This is a genomic window from Streptosporangium sp. CA-135522 (assembly GCF_050949235.1).
GTDB lineage: Bacteria > Actinomycetota > Actinomycetes > Streptosporangiales > Streptosporangiaceae > Streptosporangium.
In genome coordinates, this window is sequence record NZ_CP192026.1 from 2457903 (window position 1) to 2475886 (window position 17984).

The following is a 17984-nucleotide window of genomic DNA, read 5'->3' on the forward strand; positions in this document are numbered from 1 at the left end:
GATGTCAATACATAGGACAGAACGTGCTTCTTTGGAGGTGCGGAGATAGCCGACTCGGAAGATTTCCCATTTAAAGGGATTATGTTCTATGTAATGAAACAATCTTCAAGCCCACCTGACAGGCTCGATGAGCCGGGCTCCGAAGGGAGACGGGTGCGGCGGGAGTGGACGCGCCACCCCCGCCGACGCTCCGCCGCGTGATCGGGCCGTGTGGCGATCGTTGATTCGCCGCGCGCGTTCGGGTACGGTCCGCACCTCCTCCGGCGAGCCTCCACGCGATCCATCACCCGTCTCGTTAGCCTCAATAGCATGGCCACCCGTACGTCTAAAGGCGCCTCAGGCAAGACCCCCGCCAAGGGGTCCTCTGGCCGGTCCGGGTCCTCCTCGCCCCGCAGGGCCCCCGCCAGGCGGGTCTCCACCACGCGGGCGAAGACCACGACCTCGGCCCGCAGGCCCGTCACCCCGAACCAGGACCCGATCGGCTGGGTCTTCACCATGATCGGCAAGCTGTTCATGGGGATCTGGATGCTGCTCGCGGGTGGCATCGGCAGCGCGGCGCGGGCCCTCGGGCAGAACGCCCGCGAGCTGGACCCGGTCCACCGCCGCGACGGGCTCGGCCTGGCGGTCTTCTCCGGGGCGATCGTGCTGGCCGCGATGACCTGGCGGGACAGTACGGGCGCGGTCTCAGAGGTGGTCAACGCCGTCATGCGCGGCGTGTTCGGATCGATGGCCTGGCTGATCCCCATCCTGCTGGCGCTGCTGGCCTGGCGGCTGCTGCGCCACCCGGACCAGAACGCCGACACCGGCCGGATGAGCATCGGGTGGTCCGCCCTGACCATCGGCGTTCTCGGCGTCGTGCACGTCGCGCACGACGTGCCGTACCCGTCGGGAGGCGGCACCGACGGCATGGACAAGGTGTCGGCCGCCGGCGGCATGATCGGCTTCGTCGTCTCGGCGCCCCCGGCGAGCATCCTGCCCGCCTTCATCACCGTCCCGCTGCTGCTGATCCTGTCCGGCTTCGGAGTTCTGGTGATCACCGCCACGCCGGTGCACCGGATCCCGGAGCGGCTGGCGGAGATCCGGCACATGCTCTTCAACAGGGATCTGCCCGCCACACCACGCGCGCCCAGGAAGCGGACCCCGCGCAAGAAGCCGGACGAGGGGCCCGAGGTCGGCGACCACATCAAGCCCTACGACACCCCGGTCGTCACCGACGCGCAGGGCAAGCCGCCCGTCGAGCACTCCCCGGAGATCGTGCCCGGTCTGGCAGAGGAGGAAGAGGAGCCGCCGGTCCGCCGGGCCGAGCCGCCGGAGCCGACTCCCGCGCCGCGCAAGGTGGAGCAGCTGGTGCTCTCCCCGCAGGCCGGGCCGTACACCCTGCCGGACTCGCAGCTCCTGCGTCCGGGCAGCGCGCCCAAGCCGCAGACCAAGGCCAACACCGTCGTGGTCAACGCGCTGACCAGCGTGCTGGAGCAGTTCACCATCGACGCCCAGGTGATCGGGTTCACCCGCGGGCCGACGGTGACGCGCTACGAGATCGAGCTCGGCCCGGCAGTCAAGGTCGAGAAGGTCACCGCGCTCACCAAGAACATCGCCTACGCGGTCAAGTCGGCCGACGTGCGGATCCTGAGCCCGATCCCCGGCAAGTCGGCCATCGGCGTCGAGATCCCGAACACCGACAAGGACCTGGTGTCGCTGGGCGACATCCTGCGCTCCCAGGTGGCCCAGGCGGACCAGCACCCGATGATCGTCGGCCTCGGCAAGGACGTCGAGGGCCGCACGATCGTGGCCAACCTGGCCAAGATGCCGCACCTGCTCATCGCCGGCGCCACCGGCGCCGGTAAGTCGGTGTGCGTCAACGGCCTGATCTCCTCGATCCTGATGCGGGCCACCCCGGACGAGGTCCGGATGGTGCTGGTCGACCCCAAGCGGGTCGAGCTCAGCGTCTACGAGGGCATCCCGCACCTCATCACGCCGATCATCACCAACCCCAAGAAGGCCGCCGAGGCGCTGGAGTGGGTGGTGGGCGAGATGGACCGCCGCTACGACGACCTGGCCGCCAGCGGCTTCCGGCACGTCGACGACTTCAACAAGGCGGTGCGCGCGGGCAAGCTCGTGCCGCCGCCGGGCAGCGAGCGGGTCTACCAGCCCTACCCCTACCTGCTGGTCATCGTCGACGAGCTCGCCGACCTGATGATGGTCGCCCCGCGCGACGTCGAGGACTCCATCGTCCGCATCACCCAGCTCGCCCGCGCCGCCGGCATCCACCTGGTGATCGCCACCCAGCGCCCGTCGGTGGACGTCGTCACCGGCCTGATCAAGGCCAACGTGCCCTCCCGGCTGGCGTTCGCCACCTCCAGCCTGGCCGACAGCCGGGTCATCCTGGACCAGCCCGGCGCCGAGAAGCTGGTCGGGCAGGGCGACGCGCTGTTCCTGCCGATGGGCGCGAGCAAGCCCATGCGGCTGCAGAACGCCTTCGTCTCCGAAAAGGAGATCAACGAGGTCGTCACTCACTGCAAGGCCCAGATGGCGGTCGAGTACCGCGACGACGTGGCCGCCGCCGCGACCGCCAAGAAGGAGATCGACGAGGACATCGGCGACGACCTCGACCTGCTGATCCAGGCGGCCGAGCTGATCGTGACCACCCAGTTCGGCTCCACCTCGATGCTCCAGCGCAAGCTGCGGGTGGGCTTCGCCAAGGCGGGCCGCCTGATGGACCTGCTGGAGAGCAGGAACGTGGTGGGTCCGAGCGAGGGCTCGAAGGCCCGGGAGGTGATGGTCAAACCCGACGAGCTCGCCGGCCTCCTGGCTGACCTGCGCGGAGAATGACCCCCCAGCGTACGACCCCCGTTCGGTTACTGATTGAATAGGATCCACTACGCAACGTCGGGGGCTGGGGGGCGTGCGCTATGAGTATTGGCAGCGATCTGGCAGAGGCGCGTCGAGCGGCGGGTCTGACAGTCGGGCAGTTGAGCGCGCGCACGCGCGTTCGCGAGGCGCTGATCCACGCGATCGAACGGGACGATTTCTCCCAGTGCGGGGGAGACTTCTACGCGCGGGGTCACATCCGTAACATCGCCAAGGTCGTCGGGCTGGACCCGGAGGCCATGGTGCACGAGTACGACGAGTTGCACGGTGGCGTGCCGCTGCCGGTGCGGGCGGCCAGTGTGTTCCAGGCCGACACGCCCATCAAGATCCGGGAGAACCGGTCGCCCAACTGGACGACCGCCATGGCGGTGGCGCTGGCCATCGTCGTGGTGTTCGGCGTGGTCAAGGCGATGGGCGGGGAGGACACGCCCACGGCCGAGGTCCGTCCGGCCTCGGTGCCGGCGGTGCCGCCGCCGTCGGCCTCTCCGCCGGACGCGCCCGGCAAGCCGGGCCCGACGCGCCGGGCGGCCTCGCTGGCCACCGGCGAGCGAGGCGACCAGGTCGTCTTCCAGGTCAAGGCCAAGCGCTCGTCCTGGATCGACGTGCGGGAGAGCGGAGGACGAAAACTCTTCTCCGGCATGCTGGAGGCGGGTAAAACCTCCGTGTGGAAGGCCAAGAAGGGGGTGAAGGTCACCTTCGGCGACGGCGGAGCCTTCTTGCTGCAGGTTAACGGGAAGAACCTCGGGACGGCCGGGCCCTCGGGACAGATCCTCAACCGCTCCTACGAGGCCCCCGCGCCCCAGACGCGCTAGCCCGAGGCGGGCTTGAGGCGGGGGAGGTGCATCGGTAGTGGCCAACTCCCGATACCGTAGTGTTCACCATGTCATCCCGCCGAACCGCATCGCTGATCACACTGGGCTGCGCGCGCAACGAGGTCGACTCCGAGGAGCTCGCTGCGCGTCTTGAGGCTGCCGGTTGGCAGGTGGGCGACGACGACCCCGATGTCATCGTCGTCAACACCTGCGGCTTCATTGACTCAGCGAAAAAGGACTCCATCGACACGCTGCTCGCCGCGGCCGACTCCGGGGCCAAGGTGGTCGCCGCGGGCTGCATGGCCGAGCGGTATGGCGACCAGCTCGCCGACGCGCTGCCCGAGGCGTCGGCCGTCATCTCCTTCGACGACTACACCCAGATCGGCACGCGTCTGGACGATGTGCTGGCGGGCAAACCGCTCGTCCCGCACAGTCCCCGCGACCGCAGGACCCTGCTGCCGATCTCGCCGGTCGAGCGTGCCGCCGCCCCCAAGACCAACATCCCCGGCCACGGCGAGCTGCCGGAGGGCGTGGCCCCGGCCAGCGGTCCACGGCCGCTTCGCAAGCGCCTGGGCGACGGTCCGGTGGCCTCGCTGAAGCTGGCCTCCGGCTGCGACCGGCGCTGCACGTTCTGCGCCATCCCCGCCTTCCGCGGCGCCTACGTCTCGCGTGACCCCGCCGAGCTTCTCGGCGAGGCCGCCTGGCTGGCCGGGCAGGGCGTCAAGGAGCTCGTGCTCGTCAGCGAGAACTCCACCTCCTACGGCAAGGACCTCGGCGACCTGCGGGCGCTGGAGAAGCTGCTGCCCTCGCTGGCCGCCACCGACGGCATCGAGCGGGTGCGGGTCAGCTACCTGCAGCCGGCCGAGCTGCGTCCGGGCCTGCTGGAGATGATCGCCTCCTCCGAGGGCGTGGCCCCCTACTTCGACCTCTCCTTCCAGCACGCCAGCGGTTCGGTGCTGCGCCGGATGCGCCGTTTCGGCGACCCCAGCCGCTTCCTCGGCCTGCTGGAGACGATCCGGGAGAGCGCCCCCGAGGCAGGCGTGCGCTCCAACTTCATCGTGGGCTTCCCCGGCGAGACCGAGGAGGAGTTCGGCGAGCTGGTCGACTTCCTCCAGGAGGCCAGGCTCGACGTGATCGGCGTCTTCGGCTACTCCGACGAGGACGGCACCGAGGCCGCCTCGCTCCCCGGCAAGCTGGACCAGGAGACCGTGGACGCCCGGGTGGCCGCGCTCACCGAGCTGGCCGAGGAGCTCATGGCCCAGCGGGCCGAGGAGCGGATCGGCACGGAGGTGGACGTCCTCATCGAGGAAGACCTCGGTGACGGCGGCTACGAAGGCCGCGCGGCCCACCAGGGGCCGGAGGTCGACGGTTCCGTCACGGTCCAGGGCATCGGCCTGGTCCCCGGTCAGATCGTCCGGGCCGTCGTGGTCGACTCCGAAGGGGTCGACCTCATCGCCCGTATCAAGGCCGCCTCGTGAACGCGCCACCGGGCCGGGAGAGCGTATGACCAACCCGCCAGAGACCGGCACTGACTCGACCGCGGCAGCCGCGCGCCCCAAAGTGAGCGCGTGGAACATCGCCAATGTCGTCACGGTGATACGGCTGGCGATGGTCCCGTTCTTCGTGGTCTGCCTCTTCCTGCCGGGTTCCGGCTGGCGTGTCACCGCGCTGGTGGTCTTCCTGGTGGCCTCACTCACCGATCTGCTCGACGGGGAGCTGGCCCGTCGCTACGGTCTGATCACCGACTTCGGGAAGATCGCCGACCCGATCGCGGACAAGGCTCTGATCGGCGCCGCGCTGATCAGCCTCTCGGTCCTGGAGGAGCTGACCTGGTGGGTCACCGCCGTGATCCTCGGCAGGGAGCTGGGTGTCACCCTTCTGCGGTTCGCGGTCATCAGGCACGGGGTCATCCCCGCCAGCTACGGCGGCAAGGTGAAGACCGTGCTGCAGATCGCGGCGATCGTCTCCTACATGTGGCCGGACGTTCCCGTGCCGATCCGCTGGGCCGTCATGGGCGCCGCGGTCGTCGTGACCGTGGCCACCGGACTCGACTACGTGATTCGCGCCATCAAGCTGCGGCAGGTGGCGAAGCGGGCGCGTGCCTGATGAGCCACCGCCTGCTCGCCGCCACCAACGTGCTCTCGCTGCTCGTCCGCAAGGGTGAGACGGTGGCCGTGGCCGAGTCGCTGACCGCCGGGCTGATCGGCGCGGCGCTCACCGGCCCCTCCGGCGCGTCGGCGGCCTTCGTGGGCGGGGTCGTCTCCTATGCCACCGCCCTCAAGCACCGCCTGCTGGGTGTCCCCGCCGATCTGCTGGAGCGCGAGGGAGCCGTGCACCCGCAGGTGGCCGCGTCGATGGCGGCCGGTGTGCGCAGGCTCACCGGCTCCACATACGGCCTGGCCGCCACCGGGGTGGCCGGTCCCGACCCGCAGGACGGTAAACCGGTCGGCACCGTGCATCTGGCCGTTAGCGGGCCCGACGGACGGGTATGGCACCGAGATCTCCACCTTGCCGGGTCGCGTGAGGAGATTCGGCAAGCAACAGTCAATGAAGCCGTAGACCTACTTCAAGGTGTGCTTGAGTCGAACTTGGGGGAACATTCCGGGTGATTACCGCGTTACGTCCCCAGCGAACATGCTCTCCACGGTCTGCCGCGGTGTCGGTCCATACAGGTACGGTGGAGATGTGAGTGAGGTAAAGGTCAAGCGATGATGACGGCGAGGAGTATGTACCAAGGGTCGCGTTCGAAGAACGGGCGGCACGAACCGATCGCGCGGAGTGTCGTGAAGGCGCCCGCGCCGGGGAGGGAGCGACAGATGGTCCTGCTGCGTCAGCTGCTCGGTGACGTGTTGCGGCGGCTGAGGGTGCGGCAGAGTCGCACCTTGCGTGAGGTGTCCACACTGGCTCGTGTTTCTCTCGGATACCTGTCCGAGGTGGAGCGTGGGCAGAAGGAGGCCTCTTCCGAACTGCTCGCGTCAATCTGCGGTGCCCTGGGTGTGCCGCTTTCACAGGTGCTCCGAGAGGTTTCCGACCAGTTCGCGCTGGCCGAGCTCCAGCACGCCCCGGTGCTTGCCGGCGATGTCCCCGAGCGGGAGCGCCTGCCGATCGCCGAGACCGTGCCGGGTGCCATCTCGGACTCCGTTTTCCCTGAGGTCAACGACATGGTCGCCGCCTAGTCCGCCGGTTCGCCCGGCTGGCAGCGACGGCACCAGAAGATCAGCCGCTCTTGCGGCTGTGCCCCTACCTCCCCGCGACTGATCCGATACCCACAGCGCAGGCATGGTCTTCCTGCCCTGCCGTAGACCCACATGCCCCGACCCGGGCGAGGATCGCCCGTCATCACGCGCTTCTCACGCTCCCTGTTGGCGTGCAGCAACCGCCGTGCGAGCGCCACTATCCTTCCCACGTCTTCGATCGCCCCCACCGGCCGCCACGGCGAGACCCCCGCGAGGAACAACGTCTCGGCTCGATAGATCGTGCCGATCCCCGCCAGATTGCGCTGGTCGAGCAGCGCCTCTCCGATGGCCAGCCCCGGTCTCCCCGTCAGCCGCCGCACGGCCTCCGCCGGATCCCAGTCCGCTCCCAGCAGGTCGGGGCCGAGATGCCCGACGAGCCGATGTTCGTCGCCGGTCGCCACCAGATCGACCATGCCGAGCCGTACGCCCACGGCCTGCCAGTCGGCGTTGGCCAGCACCAGGCGGATCACGTCGCCCGGGGGCAGTCCGCGGCCCGCGGGCGAGACCTGCCAGCTCCCCTCCATCCGCAGATGGGTGTGCACGGTCAGGCCGCCCTCGACCCGGGTGAGCAGATGTTTGCCGCGCGAGACGGTCTCCAGCACGCTCCGGCCGGTGAGATCGGCCGTGGCGTGGCGTGGCACCCGGAAGTCGGAACGTGTCAGGACCCGGCCGTCGAGTGCGTGGCCGAGCCGTCCAGCGGTGCGGTAGACGACGTCGCCCTCGGGCACGGGACCTCGCTCAGTCCCAGGCGGAAGGGTCGGCGGCGAGCTGGCGGACACGCTCGGGAAGCGCGCCGGTGGCCACGTTGTCGAGCGTGACCTCCTCCAGGATCGCTCGCTCGCTGGCCCGCAGCGCGATCCAGACCTGCTGCAACGACTCGGCCGGGCCACGATAGTCGACGTGCTCGGGGCGCTCGCCCCGCACGTTGGCCAGCGGACCGTCCACGGCGCGGATCACATCCGCCAAGGTGATCTCCGTCGCCGGGCGAGCCAGCACATAACCGCCCTCGGGGCCGCGCTGACCGCGGACCAGGCCGGCCCGGCGCATCTGCAGAAGGATGTTCTCCAGATATTTGGGCGGCATGTCCTGCTCCTTGGCCAGCTCACCCACGGTGGTTGGACCGTCGCCGGCGGCGGCGAGTTCGGCGGCGGCACGCAGGGCATAGTCGACACGAGCGGATAGACGCATGTAATCGATTATCCCGCCTGTTATTGACTGCTTATGCGCGAGGGCGGGAAAGAATCGAGTTGACGTCCGTTACCCTCCGTGATCACAGGCCGGTGCAGCCAGGCGTTCCCGGGCGCGGGTGAGTGGACGACGTAGTGGTGCGGAGCCATGGCGGAGGTACGGCCCGGCAGCAGGGCCAGGCAGGCGGCGTGGATCTCCGCGGGAGTACCGGAGGTGACGTGGCAGGTCAGACGGCCGTCGGCGTCATGAGTCACGTGGTGTGGCCGTCCGCGGACGGCCTCGCCGACCAGCCGCCTCACCGCGTCGAGGTTCACCCAGCAGGAGTCGACGTGGACCCAGCCCGGACCGTGGACGACGGGTGTGACCCCGGAGACGGCCGCGATCTCCGCCACCGGAATCACCCGCCGCCCGGCCTCGATCAGCAGCCTGACGAGCCCGGTCCCGAAGTCCTCCGCCTCCGTCCGGGACATCACCCGGGGGTCGATCCAGAACGTCAGGTCCACCTCCTCCCGCAGCCGGTTGGCCCAGAGGGCGAGATGCGCCGGGAGCGAAGCCTCGGGCAGCCAGTCGCACTCGACGTCGGACGGCGGCGGGGCTTCCCGGTCGGCGACGGTGACGCCGCTCATGTCGTTGAACACGCAGTCGCGTGCGAAGTCGACGCCTCGCTCGGCGTTGACGGACTCGATGACCTCCCAGAGCGCGGCGGAGTCGAACCGGCTGTGTTGATACCCGGCCAGGGAGGCGGCGCGGAAGCGGCGAACCGCGTCGTCGAAGGTGGGGACGTCGAGGTCGGCGGCGATCAGGGCGTCCTGGGCCAGCGGCCCGACGTAGTCGCGCAGCTCGGGACGGACCCGGTTGCTCGACAGGGAGGCGATCACGCAGGTCCGTTGGGCGGTCCGCAGGCCGATCAGCACGCCCAGCGCGGTGAGGGTCACCACCGAGTGGCTGGCCCCGGTGCGTCCCGCGACGGCCTCCAGTGCCTGGCTCGCCACGGCGGAGCGTACCCGCAGCCGGGGGCGGATCGCGTCGGCGTCGGGCGGCGCGTCGGCGCGGGCCGTCTCGTCGATCGCGAACATGGCCTGCGGCGCCCGCCTGAGCCGGGTCTCCCAGTGTCGCAACGCGGCCACGGTGCGGCGCCGGGCGGTCGGGGTGCCCTCGGAGATCGCCAGGTCGAGCGGTTGCGTCGAGCACGGGGCGGGCACGGCGTCGCCCCGGATCAGCCGCTCCCACTCGCGCATGACGGTGGCCAGGCCGATCGCGTCCACCGAAGTGTGGGGCAGCACGAAGACCGCCCGGCGCGGCGCCTCCCGCTCCGTGATCACGGCGACCCGGATGGGCGACTCGGTCTCCACGTCGAAGCGGACGCCCTGCATCCGCAGGCCGATCTCCTCGGCGAGCTCGTCCACCATGTGCTCGGTGGCGGCGCCCTCTCCGGGATCGCCGGCCATGATGTCGTGCACCTCGATGGGCAACGTCCCGGATCCGGGCACGTTCTGTACGCCGGAGCGGATCGTGGTCCGGAGGCTCTCGTGCCGGGAGATCAGCCGTCCGACCGCCTCGGCGACGGCGGTGAAGGTCGTTCTCGCGGGAAGGTGCTTGGTGACGCGGAAGTTCATGTGCAGCGGCGGGTCGCGGAGCACGCAACGCGCCATGTTGGCCTGCCCCATCGTGACGGGCCCGTTGCGGGTCGGTCGTCCTGCGTAGTCGGCTGCGATCCTGATGGCCGCGGTCTTGTTGACGGTGTTCATGTCGAGCCTGCCTCGCCCCACGCGCCAAGGCTCTTACTGAAAAGAACCTTTACCGTTTTCGGGAGTGTTCCACGCGGCGGGCGCGCGTCGCAAGGGTGGATTTTCCGGCGGAGGAGGGCGGCGGGACGGGCTGGCGAGGGCGGCGACATGGCGGTGAGGTGGCGGCGATAGGGCGGTGAGATGGCGGCGATGTGGCGAGGAGTGCCCCCTGCGCCCGCTGAGGGGCCGGCGCGGGGCTAAGCTGTCAGGAAGCTTTATTAATGAATAAAACCACTATTCTTATCCGAATGTAAAAGCGACGGGGAAACGGCGAACAAGAAAGCATGCGTATGGAGCGACGTCCTGGCGTGCCCAGGCTATTGCGGGAGATCAACGACCGGGCCGCCCTGGAGCTGTTGCTTGACTCGGGACCGCTGACGCGGGGTCAGATCGGGGAGCTCACCGGCCTTTCCAAGGTGACGGCGTCACAGACGCTCGCTCGCCTGGAGGAGCGCGGCCTTGTCGAGGTGGCGGGAGAGCAGGCGGGCGGCAGGGGGCCCAATGCGGCGCTTTATGGGATTATTCCATCTTCTGCCTATGTGGCGGGGTTGGACGTGGGCCCGGAATTCGTCACCACCGCCATCGCGGATATTCATGGAGAGATCGTTTCCGAGGTGACGGTCGCGCCGAGTGGGCACGACGATCCGGTCGCCCTCGTGCACAGCGCGGTCGTCAAGGCATGCCGGTCGGCCAAGGTCGCGCTGTCGAAGCTGCGGGCGGTCGTGATCGGCACCCCGGGTGTGGTCGATCCCCGGACCGGGGACGTGCAGTTCTCCTTCGACCTGCCGGGCTGGCACGAGGGCATCCACGAGGCGCTCGCCCGTGACCTGCGTCGCGACATCAAGATCGAGAACGACGTGAACCTCGTCGCCGTCGCCGAGCACACCCTGGGCGCGGCGCGCGGCGTCGACGACTTCGTGCTGCTCTGGGTCGGCCGGGGCATCGGCATGGGCGTCGTGCTCGGCGGCCGGCTGCACCGCGGCCGGTCCGGCAGCGCGGGCGAGATCGGTTACCTCCCGGTGCCGGGTGTGCCGCTGGCCGAAGACGTGCGGGCGGTGCCCGGACGGCTCCCGTCGCTCGCGGGCGGCCTGCAGTCGCTGGTCAGCGCCGAGGCGGTGGCCGAGCTCGCCGCCGGCCACGGCTTCGAGGGGGCCGCCGCCGAATGCGTGGCGGCGGCCGTCGCGGCGGGGGAGCGCGGCGAACCCCTGCTGGATGAGATCGCCGGACGGCTGGCTCTGGGGGTGGCGTCGGTCTCCGTCGTGCTCGACCCCGGGCTCGTGGTGCTCGCCGGAGAGGTCAGCCAGGCGGGCGGAGGCGCGCTGACCTCCAGGATCGAGGAGGCGGTGGCTCGGATCTGCCCGGTCCGCCCGCAGGTGATGGCCAGCGAGGTGACGGGGAACCCGGTGCTGCGCGGTGCGGTCATCGCGGCTCTGGAGCAGGCGCGCGAGGAGATCTTCACGTCCTGAGAGCCCCGATGAAGCAGGCGGTCTTTCCCGGTTCGCGCCCGTTGCGGGCAGGGAGGACCGGTGTGGGCCGTCGAGAATCGACCGGTTCCTTCGGCGCGGGCCGGTGTGGCCCGCGAGAGGGGACCACGCCGGCCCGCCGGAGGAAGCCACACCGTCCCGCGGAAGGGACCACGGGGTCCGCGGAAGTGGACCGCACCGGCCCGTGGGAGGGGACCGGATCGTCTCAGCGTGAGCCGGTGAGGACCGTCGAGGAACGACCGGCCAGGAGCTCGGCCGCCGCCTGGCCGCACGCGCTCGTCGCGCCGTAGGTGGTGATGTGCGTGCCGCCGGGCCTTTCGGGGCCCGGCAGGCCCATCTCCACCACGACCGCGTCGGGCCGCCCGGACAGCAGCGTGTCGAGCCGGGCCGACACCCAGGCGTGCCGATGGGCGTCCCGCACCACGATCACCAGCGGGCGCCCGCCGGACAGCGGCGGGAGCGGGTCGTCGGCGCCGAGCCGTAGCGCGGTCGTGCCGGGCAGCAGCCCGGTCAGCGGTGCGGCGACACCCCACGGGGTGGTCCGGTCGATGGCGATGTTCGTCTCGGACACGAACTCGATCAGCTGCGGCGCCGAGGTCAGCGGGAGGCCCTCGCCGTGGACCCGTACGGCGCGCCGGGCCGCCGCGAGACCAGTCGAGGCGAGGGCCGTCCGGTCCGTGGCCCACGTGACCCGGCGCTGCTCGGCCGACCACGCCGCCAGGCGGCGCACCCGGGAGGCGGCCTCGGCCAGGCGCTCCTCGGGCAGGGTGCCGTCGATCACGGCGGCCATGATGGCGTTGCGCATGAAGCCGACCACGCCGGCCCCCTTGCGCTCGCCGCCCACGCAGACGGCGTCGGCCCCGGCGGCCAGGGCGCGGACGGCCGCGCCGGTCACGCCGTACCGCTCGGCTACCGAGGGCATCTCCACGCCGTCGGTCACGATCAGGCCGTCGAAGCCGAGCTCCTCGCGAAGCAGCCCGACCAGGATGCGGCCGCTCATCGTGGCGGGGGAGTCGGGGTCGTAGGCGGGGACGAGCAGGTGGCCGGTCATCACGGCCTGGACCCCGGCCTCGATGGCGGCCCGGTAGGGCGGGAGCGTCGTGGCGGCGAGCTCTTCGGAGGTGTAGGACACGGTCGGCAGGTCGTTGTGGGAGTCCACGGCGGTGGCCCCGTGGCCGGGGAAGTGCTTGGCGCAGGCGGCCACCCCGGCCGACTGCAGGCCGGTGACCCACGCGCGGGCGTGCCGGGCCACCAGCCACGGGTCGGAGCCGAACGCGCGGGTGCCGACGACGGGGTTGTCCAGATCGGAGTTGACGTCCACCACGGGGGCGTAGTTCAAAGTGATGCCGGCCTCGGCCAGGTCGTGCCCGACTCCGCGGGCGACCGACTTGGTCAGCCCGGGGTCGTCCACCGCGCCGAGGGCGAGGTTTCCCGGGCGGGAGCTGCCGGTGAGCGCCTCCAGCCGGGTGACGTCACCGGCCTCCTCGTCAGTGGCGATCACCACGTCCGGGTTCTCCGCCCGTAGGGCGGCGGTCAGCGCTCTGACCTGCACGCCGTCCACAAGGTTGCGGGAGTAGAGCGCGACCCCGCCGAGGCCCTCGCCAAGTCGTCTGCGCAGCCAGTCGGGCACCTCCACGCCCACGAACCCGGGTTGCAGGACGGTGTCGGCAAGCCGGGCCAGTTCTGGGCTCACGCCACCCGGTCCACCGCGAACGATCATCAATGCCTCCTGCTTGGGTTCCTCGCGAGTCGCTTGTTTCAGGCGTACCACATGTGTAGCATTCGGATTGCGTAAATAAAAAGGAAACTTTCCTAATAGTTGACTGTCCGGGGTGACCCATGCCCCCGCCACCCGCACGAAGAGAAGTCACCCACGAGGGAGACGGACAGGATGTCGCACGCCCCTTTCGACCTCCGGGGAATCCCGCTGGCGCTCCACCTGAACGGCCCACTTGACGTCCCGGCACTGCTCGGCGCATGTGCCGCCGTCGCCGCACGACACCCGGTGCTCGGCCGGGCCCGGGTCGTCCGGGTCGATTCGTCCCCCGCGCGCTACCCGGAGCTCGCCGCGGCGGAGGTCGCCTGCCCCTTCGACCCGGACCGGGGCCCGCTCGCCCGGTTCACGCTGGCCGGGCTGGGACGGGACCGCAACCGGCTGATCTTCACGGCGCACGGCACGGTCTTCGACGGCGCCTCCAAGGACCTGCTGCTGCGCGACCTGGCCGACGCCTACTTCTCGCGCGCCCCGCTGCCCCGGCTGGCCGCGCCGTACGGCGAGCAGCGTCCCGAGGACGGCGGTGCCGGGGTGTTCTGGAAGGAGCGCGACCGCGAACCCGCCGAGCTCGTGCTGCCCGGTCTGCGCGCGAATCCCGGCGGCGTCGGCCCCGGCGAGATCATCGAGATGGTGCTCGGCGGAGCCGAGTTCAAGGCGTTCGTCGGCGCCGCCGCGACGCTCGGCGCGACCAGGTTCGAGCTGCTGGTGGCGGCGGTGGGCGTACTGCTGCGCGGCTACGGCACCACCGGTTCGCCGCTCGCCCTCGCTCTCGGCACCCGCACCGGCGAGACGCGGCACCACATCGGGAACTTCGTCGCGGAGGTGCCGTTCGTCCCGTGCCCGGAACCCGGCGAGGGCTTCCCCGCCCACCTGCGCGCGGTCCGGGCCGAACTGCGTGAGCTGTACCGGTTCCGGCACGCGCCGCCGGCGGCGACCTCCGCCCCGGTGCTGCTCGGCTACCGCAGGCGGGTATCCGCGCCGCGCTTTCCCGGTCTCGGGACCGGCGTGGAGTGGACGGTCTTCAACGGCACCGCCCGTGGCGCGCTGCAGGTCCAGGCCGTGGACGGGGATATGAGCCTCACCCTCGGTCTCCGCTTCAACCCCACCGCGCTCGGCCACGACGACGTGGCTCGCATCGCGGGAGACCTGCGCGCCCTGCTGCGCACCATCGCCACCGAGCCGCACGCGCGGGTCGCGGACCTTCCGCCGGCTCGTCCCGAACCCGGCGAGGAGCTTCGGTGACCGACCGGTTCGGTTCCCTCCCGCCCTGGACTCCCGCCCCGAGCTTCCATCCCGGACTCCTGTCCCGAACTTCCACCCTGGACTCCCGTCCCGAACGGCGAGAACAGTACGGCCCGCGCTCAGGGGGGTCCTCCCGAGCGCGGGCCGTACCGGCCCGGAGGATGCGAGGTCAGACGCCGAGCAGTTCGACGGCGGCCTGGGCGTTGGCGCGCGCGGCGCCGTACGTGGCGAGGTAGGTGACGCCCTCCGGGCGCCAGATCGGCAGGCCCATCTCCACCACCGTGGCGTCGGGGCGTGAGGCGAGCAGCGCCGACACCACCGACTGGCTGGCCGCGTAGCGGTGGGCGTCCTTGACCACGACGACCAGGGAGCGGCCGATGGCGCGCTCCAGGATGCCGGGCACGTCCGCGGCCTCGGGCTTGACCCGGACCACCTCCGCCTGCGGCAGCAGCGGCGCGAGGCCCCACGGCACGTCGCCGACCGCGATGGTCGGCGGGGTGTCCACCTCGACCACCAGCGGATCGACCAGCGGGGACGCCGAGCCGGTGAGGCTGACCGCGCGACGGGCGGCGGTCAGGCCGATCACGTTCTCCTCGGCCGCACCCGACCGGGGAGTGCCGAACCAGGCGCGCAGGCGGGCCACCCGCTCGGCGGCGGCCTCCAGCCGGGCCGGCGGCAACCGGCCGTCCCCGACCGCGGCGACGATCTCGTCGATGATGCGGTGGACGTCGTCCTCGGTGGGCAGCGGGCCGAGGCAGAGCAGGTCGGCCCCGGCGGCCAGCGAGAGCACCGAGCCGCCGGCCAGGCCGTAGGTGTCGGTGACGGCCTTCATGTCCAGGGCGTCGGAGACCACCACCCCGTCGTATCCCAGCTCGCCTCGCAGCAGGCCGGTCAGGGCGGCGGTCGACAGCGTGGCGGGGATCGCGCCGGTCAGGGCCGGAACCCGCACGTGCGCGGTCATGATGGACCTGGTCCCGGCGTCGATCGCGGCGCGGAAGGGCACGAGCTCGCGTTCCCGTAGCAGTTCGAGGGAGGCGTCGACGAGCGGGACCTCCAGGTGGGAGTCCTGGCGGGTGGCGCCGTGACCGGGGAAGTGCTTGACGCAGGCCGCCACGCCGGCCGACTGCAGGCCGTGGACGGCCGCGACGGTGTGCCGGGCGACCAGCGCGGTGTCCGATCCGAACGAGCGGGTGCCGATCACCGGGTTGTCGTCGGCGGTGTTCACGTCGGCGGACGGGGCCATGTCCAGGTTGACGCCGCAGCGGGCCAGATCGTCGCCGATGGAGCGATAGACACGCCGGGTCAGCTCGACGTCGTCGACGGCGCCGAGGGCGGCGTTGCCGGGGTAGGGGCTGCCCACGTGGTAGTCGAGCCGGGTGACGTCGCCGCCTTCCTCGTCCAGCGAGACGATCGGCTCGCCGGCCTCGCGCAGGCGGGCGGTGAGGGCGGAGAGCTGGGCGGGATCGACGACGTTGAATCCGAAGAGGGTGACGCCGCCGAGACCGTTCTCCAGATCCCGGAGAACCCATTCGGGGACGGTGGTGCCCTGGAAGGCGACGAGCAACGTGCCGGCCGCGAGGCGACGCAGCCCCTGATCGCTGGAGTTCGCGATGTACTCAGACATGGCGCTACCTGATTCCTTACCTGAGGATAGGGGGGTCGGACGTGGACAGGGCTGGTACGGCCCGCGCCTTGTGGGCGCGCGGCCGTACCAGCGCCAGAGGGGATCAGCCCTTGACGGCGCCCGCGACGAGGCCGGTGACCATCCGCCGCTGCACCAGGAGGAAGAAGATGACGACCGGGATCGTCATCATCGTGGAGCCGGCCATGATGGCGCCCCAGTCGGTGCCGCGCTGTCCGAAGAAGAACTGCAGCGCGACGGGCATCGTGTAGCCCGAGGAGTCCGACATCAGGATGAGCGCGAAGATCAGCTCATTCCAGGCGGTGATGAACGAGAAGATGCTCGTCGCCACCAGGCCGGGGGCCACCAGGGGGAACAGGACCTTCCAGAAGGTCGTGAACCGGCTGGCGCCGTCGATCCAGGCGGCCTCCTCCAGGGATTTGGGCACCGCGGCGACGAACGTGCGCAGCATCCAGATGCCGAAGGGGAGGGTCAGCCCGACGTTGATGACGATCAGGCCCAGCAGCTGGTCGTAGAGGCCGAGCCGCTTGACGTTGAGGAAGAGCGGGATGAGCAGGGCCTCGGCCGGGATCATCTGGACGATGAGCAGCAGGACCAGGAAGCTGGTGCGGCCCTTGAAGGTGAAGCGGGCGATGGCGGTGGCCGCCAGCAGCGCGAGGACGGCGCCGATGAACACGGTGCCCAGGGCGACGATCGCGCTGTTGCGCATGTAGAGCCAGATGGAGTTGCCGGCCACGCCCTCGGTGAGGATCCGGTCCACGTGGTCGAGAGTGAACTCGGTGGGGAACGGGATGAACTTCGTCGTGAAGATCTGGTCGTTGGTCTTGAAGGAGGTCGAGACCATCCAGTAGACGGGGAACACCGCGAATACGAAGACCAGGACGCCGGCCGTGTTGAGCGCGATCTTCCCGAGGCGCTTGCGTGCGATCGGAGTCATCACATCTCCTCCGTCTTCACGATCTGCCGGACGTAGACGGCGGTGATGACGAGCAGGAGCAGCGTCAGGATCACCGCGATCGCCGCGCCGGTGCCCATCTTCGGCGGGCTGCGGAAGGCCTCGGCGAAGGAGAACATGGACAGGTTGAAGGCCTCGCGGTTGGTCGGCCCGTTCATCAGCACGTACAGCTGGCTGAAGACCTTGAAGTTCCAGATGATGGACAGGATCGTCAGCACCGAGAAGACCGGCTTGAGCAACGGGAAGGTGATCTTCCTGAAGGTCCGCCAGGGGGTGGACCCGTCGACCCTGGCCGCCTCGTAGAGCTCGGTGGGAATGCCCTTGAGACCGGCCAGCACCGACACCGCGATGAACGGGAACGACGCCCAGACCACGCAGATGATCAGCACGACGTAGATGGTGATCGCGTCGTTCAGCCAGGGCTCGCCGGTCCAGTCGGCCCGCCCGAACAGCAGGTCGGACAGCCAGTCCGGGAGCAGGTTGAGCGACCAGTTGATCATTCCGGCGTCGGCGTCGAAGAGCCAGCGCCAGATGACGCCCTGGGCGACCGGCGGCACGGCCCAGGCGGACATGATGCCGACGACCACGAACGTGGACATCTTCTTGCCGAGCTTGTTGAGCAGGGTGCCCACCGCGGTCCCGAGGACCAGCGTCAGGGTCACCGTGATGACGGCGAAGACGACGGTGTTGCGGAGCGAGGACCAGAAGATCTCGTTGTCGAGGACCTTGGTGTAGTTCTCCCAGCCCACCCAGCTCGCCGGCTTCTTGCCGTTGATCTGGGGGATGCCGACCTTCTGGAAGGAGATGACGATCATCTGGACGAGCGGGTAGAGCAGCAGTCCAGCGATCACCAGCAGGCCGGGCGCGAGCAGGACGTACGGGATGACCCACGCAGGGAGCCCGCTGGCCTTGGCGGGGCGTTGCGAGCTGTGGCGGCGCCGCCCCGGGGCGGAGGGGTTGCCTCCGCCCCGGGCGATCGTAGACGTGTTCGTCATG

15 protein-coding genes are annotated in these 17984 nt (G+C 70.3%); 8 read left to right on the top strand and 7 right to left on the bottom strand.

The window, feature by feature from the left end; translation table 11 throughout:
- Positions 1 to 309: 309 nt before the first annotated feature.
- From ACQPYK_RS11745 to ACQPYK_RS11770, 6 genes are all read left to right on the top strand, one after another.
- Positions 310 to 2829 carry a DNA translocase FtsK gene (locus ACQPYK_RS11745; protein ID WP_433254065.1) on the top strand — a complete coding sequence of 840 codons (2520 nt, stop codon included), beginning with the start codon at positions 310 to 312 and terminating at the stop codon, positions 2827 to 2829.
- An 80-nt stretch (positions 2830 to 2909) separates the two neighbouring features.
- Positions 2910 to 3680 (top strand): helix-turn-helix domain-containing protein, encoded by a 771-nt coding sequence (locus ACQPYK_RS11750; protein ID WP_433254067.1) that lies wholly within the window; start codon positions 2910 to 2912, stop codon positions 3678 to 3680.
- 68 nt (positions 3681 to 3748) lie between these two features.
- A complete protein-coding gene (gene rimO, locus ACQPYK_RS11755) occupies positions 3749 to 5158 on the top strand; it encodes a 30S ribosomal protein S12 methylthiotransferase RimO (RefSeq protein WP_433254069.1) in 1410 nt (469 codons plus the stop codon).
- 25 nt (positions 5159 to 5183) lie between these two features.
- On the top strand, positions 5184 to 5786 hold the full coding sequence (pgsA, locus tag ACQPYK_RS11760; RefSeq protein ID WP_433254071.1) for a CDP-diacylglycerol--glycerol-3-phosphate 3-phosphatidyltransferase: 603 nt from the start codon (positions 5184 to 5186) through the stop codon (positions 5784 to 5786).
- On the top strand, positions 5786 to 6289 hold the full coding sequence (locus ACQPYK_RS11765; protein ID WP_433254073.1) for a CinA family protein: 504 nt from the start codon (positions 5786 to 5788) through the stop codon (positions 6287 to 6289). The genes pgsA and ACQPYK_RS11765 overlap by 1 nt, the downstream gene beginning before the upstream one ends.
- 207 nt (positions 6290 to 6496) lie before the next feature.
- Positions 6497 to 6856: a helix-turn-helix domain-containing protein gene (locus tag ACQPYK_RS11770; protein ID WP_389934848.1), complete on the top strand. Its 360-nt coding sequence runs from the start codon at positions 6497 to 6499 to the stop codon at positions 6854 to 6856.
- Here the strand turns inward: ACQPYK_RS11770 and ACQPYK_RS11775 are convergent.
- The 3 genes from ACQPYK_RS11775 to ACQPYK_RS11785 are packed head-to-tail and all read right to left on the bottom strand — an operon-like array spanning position 6853 to position 9873.
- Positions 6853 to 7644: an Fpg/Nei family DNA glycosylase gene (locus tag ACQPYK_RS11775; RefSeq protein ID WP_433254076.1), complete on the bottom strand. Its 792-nt coding sequence runs from the start codon at positions 7642 to 7644 to the stop codon at positions 6853 to 6855. The genes ACQPYK_RS11770 and ACQPYK_RS11775 overlap by 4 nt on opposite strands.
- Positions 7645 to 7654: 10 nt before the next feature.
- Positions 7655 to 8104 (bottom strand): RrF2 family transcriptional regulator, encoded by a 450-nt coding sequence (locus ACQPYK_RS11780; protein ID WP_433254078.1) that lies wholly within the window; start codon positions 8102 to 8104, stop codon positions 7655 to 7657.
- 20 nt (positions 8105 to 8124) lie between these two features.
- Positions 8125 to 9873, bottom strand: a complete 1749-nt coding sequence (locus ACQPYK_RS11785) for a condensation domain-containing protein (protein WP_433254080.1) — start codon at positions 9871 to 9873, stop codon at positions 8125 to 8127.
- Positions 9874 to 10181: 308 nt separating this feature from the next.
- On the opposite strand from ACQPYK_RS11785, the gene ACQPYK_RS11790 reads away from it, so the two are divergent.
- Complete coding sequence (locus ACQPYK_RS11790) at positions 10182 to 11357, top strand: ROK family transcriptional regulator (protein WP_433254082.1); 1176 nt, start codon at positions 10182 to 10184, stop codon at positions 11355 to 11357.
- Positions 11358 to 11580: 223 nt separating this feature from the next.
- Here ACQPYK_RS11790 and ACQPYK_RS11795 read toward each other — a convergent pair whose 3' ends face one another.
- On the bottom strand, positions 11581 to 13095 hold the full coding sequence (locus tag ACQPYK_RS11795; protein WP_433254084.1) for a glycoside hydrolase family 3 protein: 1515 nt from the start codon (positions 13093 to 13095) through the stop codon (positions 11581 to 11583).
- Positions 13096 to 13266: 171 nt separating this feature from the next.
- On the opposite strand from ACQPYK_RS11795, the gene ACQPYK_RS11800 reads away from it, so the two are divergent.
- A complete protein-coding gene (locus ACQPYK_RS11800) occupies positions 13267 to 14391 on the top strand; it encodes a condensation domain-containing protein (protein ID WP_433254086.1) in 1125 nt (374 codons plus the stop codon).
- A 169-nt stretch (positions 14392 to 14560) separates the two neighbouring features.
- On the opposite strand, the gene ACQPYK_RS11805 is transcribed toward ACQPYK_RS11800, so the two are convergent.
- The 3 genes from ACQPYK_RS11805 to ACQPYK_RS11815 form a co-directional block, all read right to left on the bottom strand.
- Positions 14561 to 16015 carry a glycoside hydrolase family 3 protein gene (locus tag ACQPYK_RS11805; RefSeq protein ID WP_433254088.1) on the bottom strand — a complete coding sequence of 485 codons (1455 nt, stop codon included), beginning with the start codon at positions 16013 to 16015 and terminating at the stop codon, positions 14561 to 14563.
- Between the two features lie 103 nt (positions 16016 to 16118).
- On the bottom strand, positions 16119 to 16970 hold the full coding sequence (locus ACQPYK_RS11810) for a carbohydrate ABC transporter permease (RefSeq protein WP_433254090.1): 852 nt from the start codon (positions 16968 to 16970) through the stop codon (positions 16119 to 16121).
- Entirely contained in the window at positions 16970 to 17983 is a 1014-nt protein-coding gene (locus ACQPYK_RS11815; RefSeq protein WP_433254092.1) for a carbohydrate ABC transporter permease, read from the bottom strand. The genes ACQPYK_RS11810 and ACQPYK_RS11815 overlap by 1 nt, the downstream gene beginning before the upstream one ends.
- Position 17984: the final 1 nt, after the last annotated feature.

Excerpts from the sequence above, each read along its gene's own strand:
- ACQPYK_RS11745 (WP_433254065.1), top strand. The coding sequence starts at position 310 with ATGGCCACCCGTACGTCTAAAGGCGCCTCAGGCAAGACCCCCGCCAAG.
- ACQPYK_RS11750 (WP_433254067.1), top strand. The coding sequence starts at position 2,910 with ATGAGTATTGGCAGCGATCTGGCAGAGGCGCGTCGAGCGGCGGGTCTG.
- rimO (WP_433254069.1), top strand. The coding sequence starts at position 3,749 with ATGTCATCCCGCCGAACCGCATCGCTGATCACACTGGGCTGCGCGCGC.
- pgsA (WP_433254071.1), top strand. The coding sequence starts at position 5,184 with ATGACCAACCCGCCAGAGACCGGCACTGACTCGACCGCGGCAGCCGCG.
- ACQPYK_RS11765 (WP_433254073.1), top strand. The coding sequence starts at position 5,786 with ATGAGCCACCGCCTGCTCGCCGCCACCAACGTGCTCTCGCTGCTCGTC.
- ACQPYK_RS11770 (WP_389934848.1), top strand. The coding sequence starts at position 6,497 with ATGGTCCTGCTGCGTCAGCTGCTCGGTGACGTGTTGCGGCGGCTGAGG.
- ACQPYK_RS11780 (WP_433254078.1), bottom strand. The coding sequence starts at position 8,104 with ATGCGTCTATCCGCTCGTGTCGACTATGCCCTGCGTGCCGCCGCCGAA.
- ACQPYK_RS11790 (WP_433254082.1), top strand. The coding sequence starts at position 10,182 with ATGGAGCGACGTCCTGGCGTGCCCAGGCTATTGCGGGAGATCAACGAC.
- ACQPYK_RS11795 (WP_433254084.1), bottom strand. The coding sequence starts at position 13,095 with ATGATCGTTCGCGGTGGACCGGGTGGCGTGAGCCCAGAACTGGCCCGG.
- ACQPYK_RS11800 (WP_433254086.1), top strand. The coding sequence starts at position 13,267 with ATGTCGCACGCCCCTTTCGACCTCCGGGGAATCCCGCTGGCGCTCCAC.
- ACQPYK_RS11805 (WP_433254088.1), bottom strand. The coding sequence starts at position 16,015 with ATGTCTGAGTACATCGCGAACTCCAGCGATCAGGGGCTGCGTCGCCTC.
- ACQPYK_RS11810 (WP_433254090.1), bottom strand. The coding sequence starts at position 16,970 with ATGACTCCGATCGCACGCAAGCGCCTCGGGAAGATCGCGCTCAACACG.
- ACQPYK_RS11815 (WP_433254092.1), bottom strand. The coding sequence starts at position 17,983 with ATGACGAACACGTCTACGATCGCCCGGGGCGGAGGCAACCCCTCCGCC.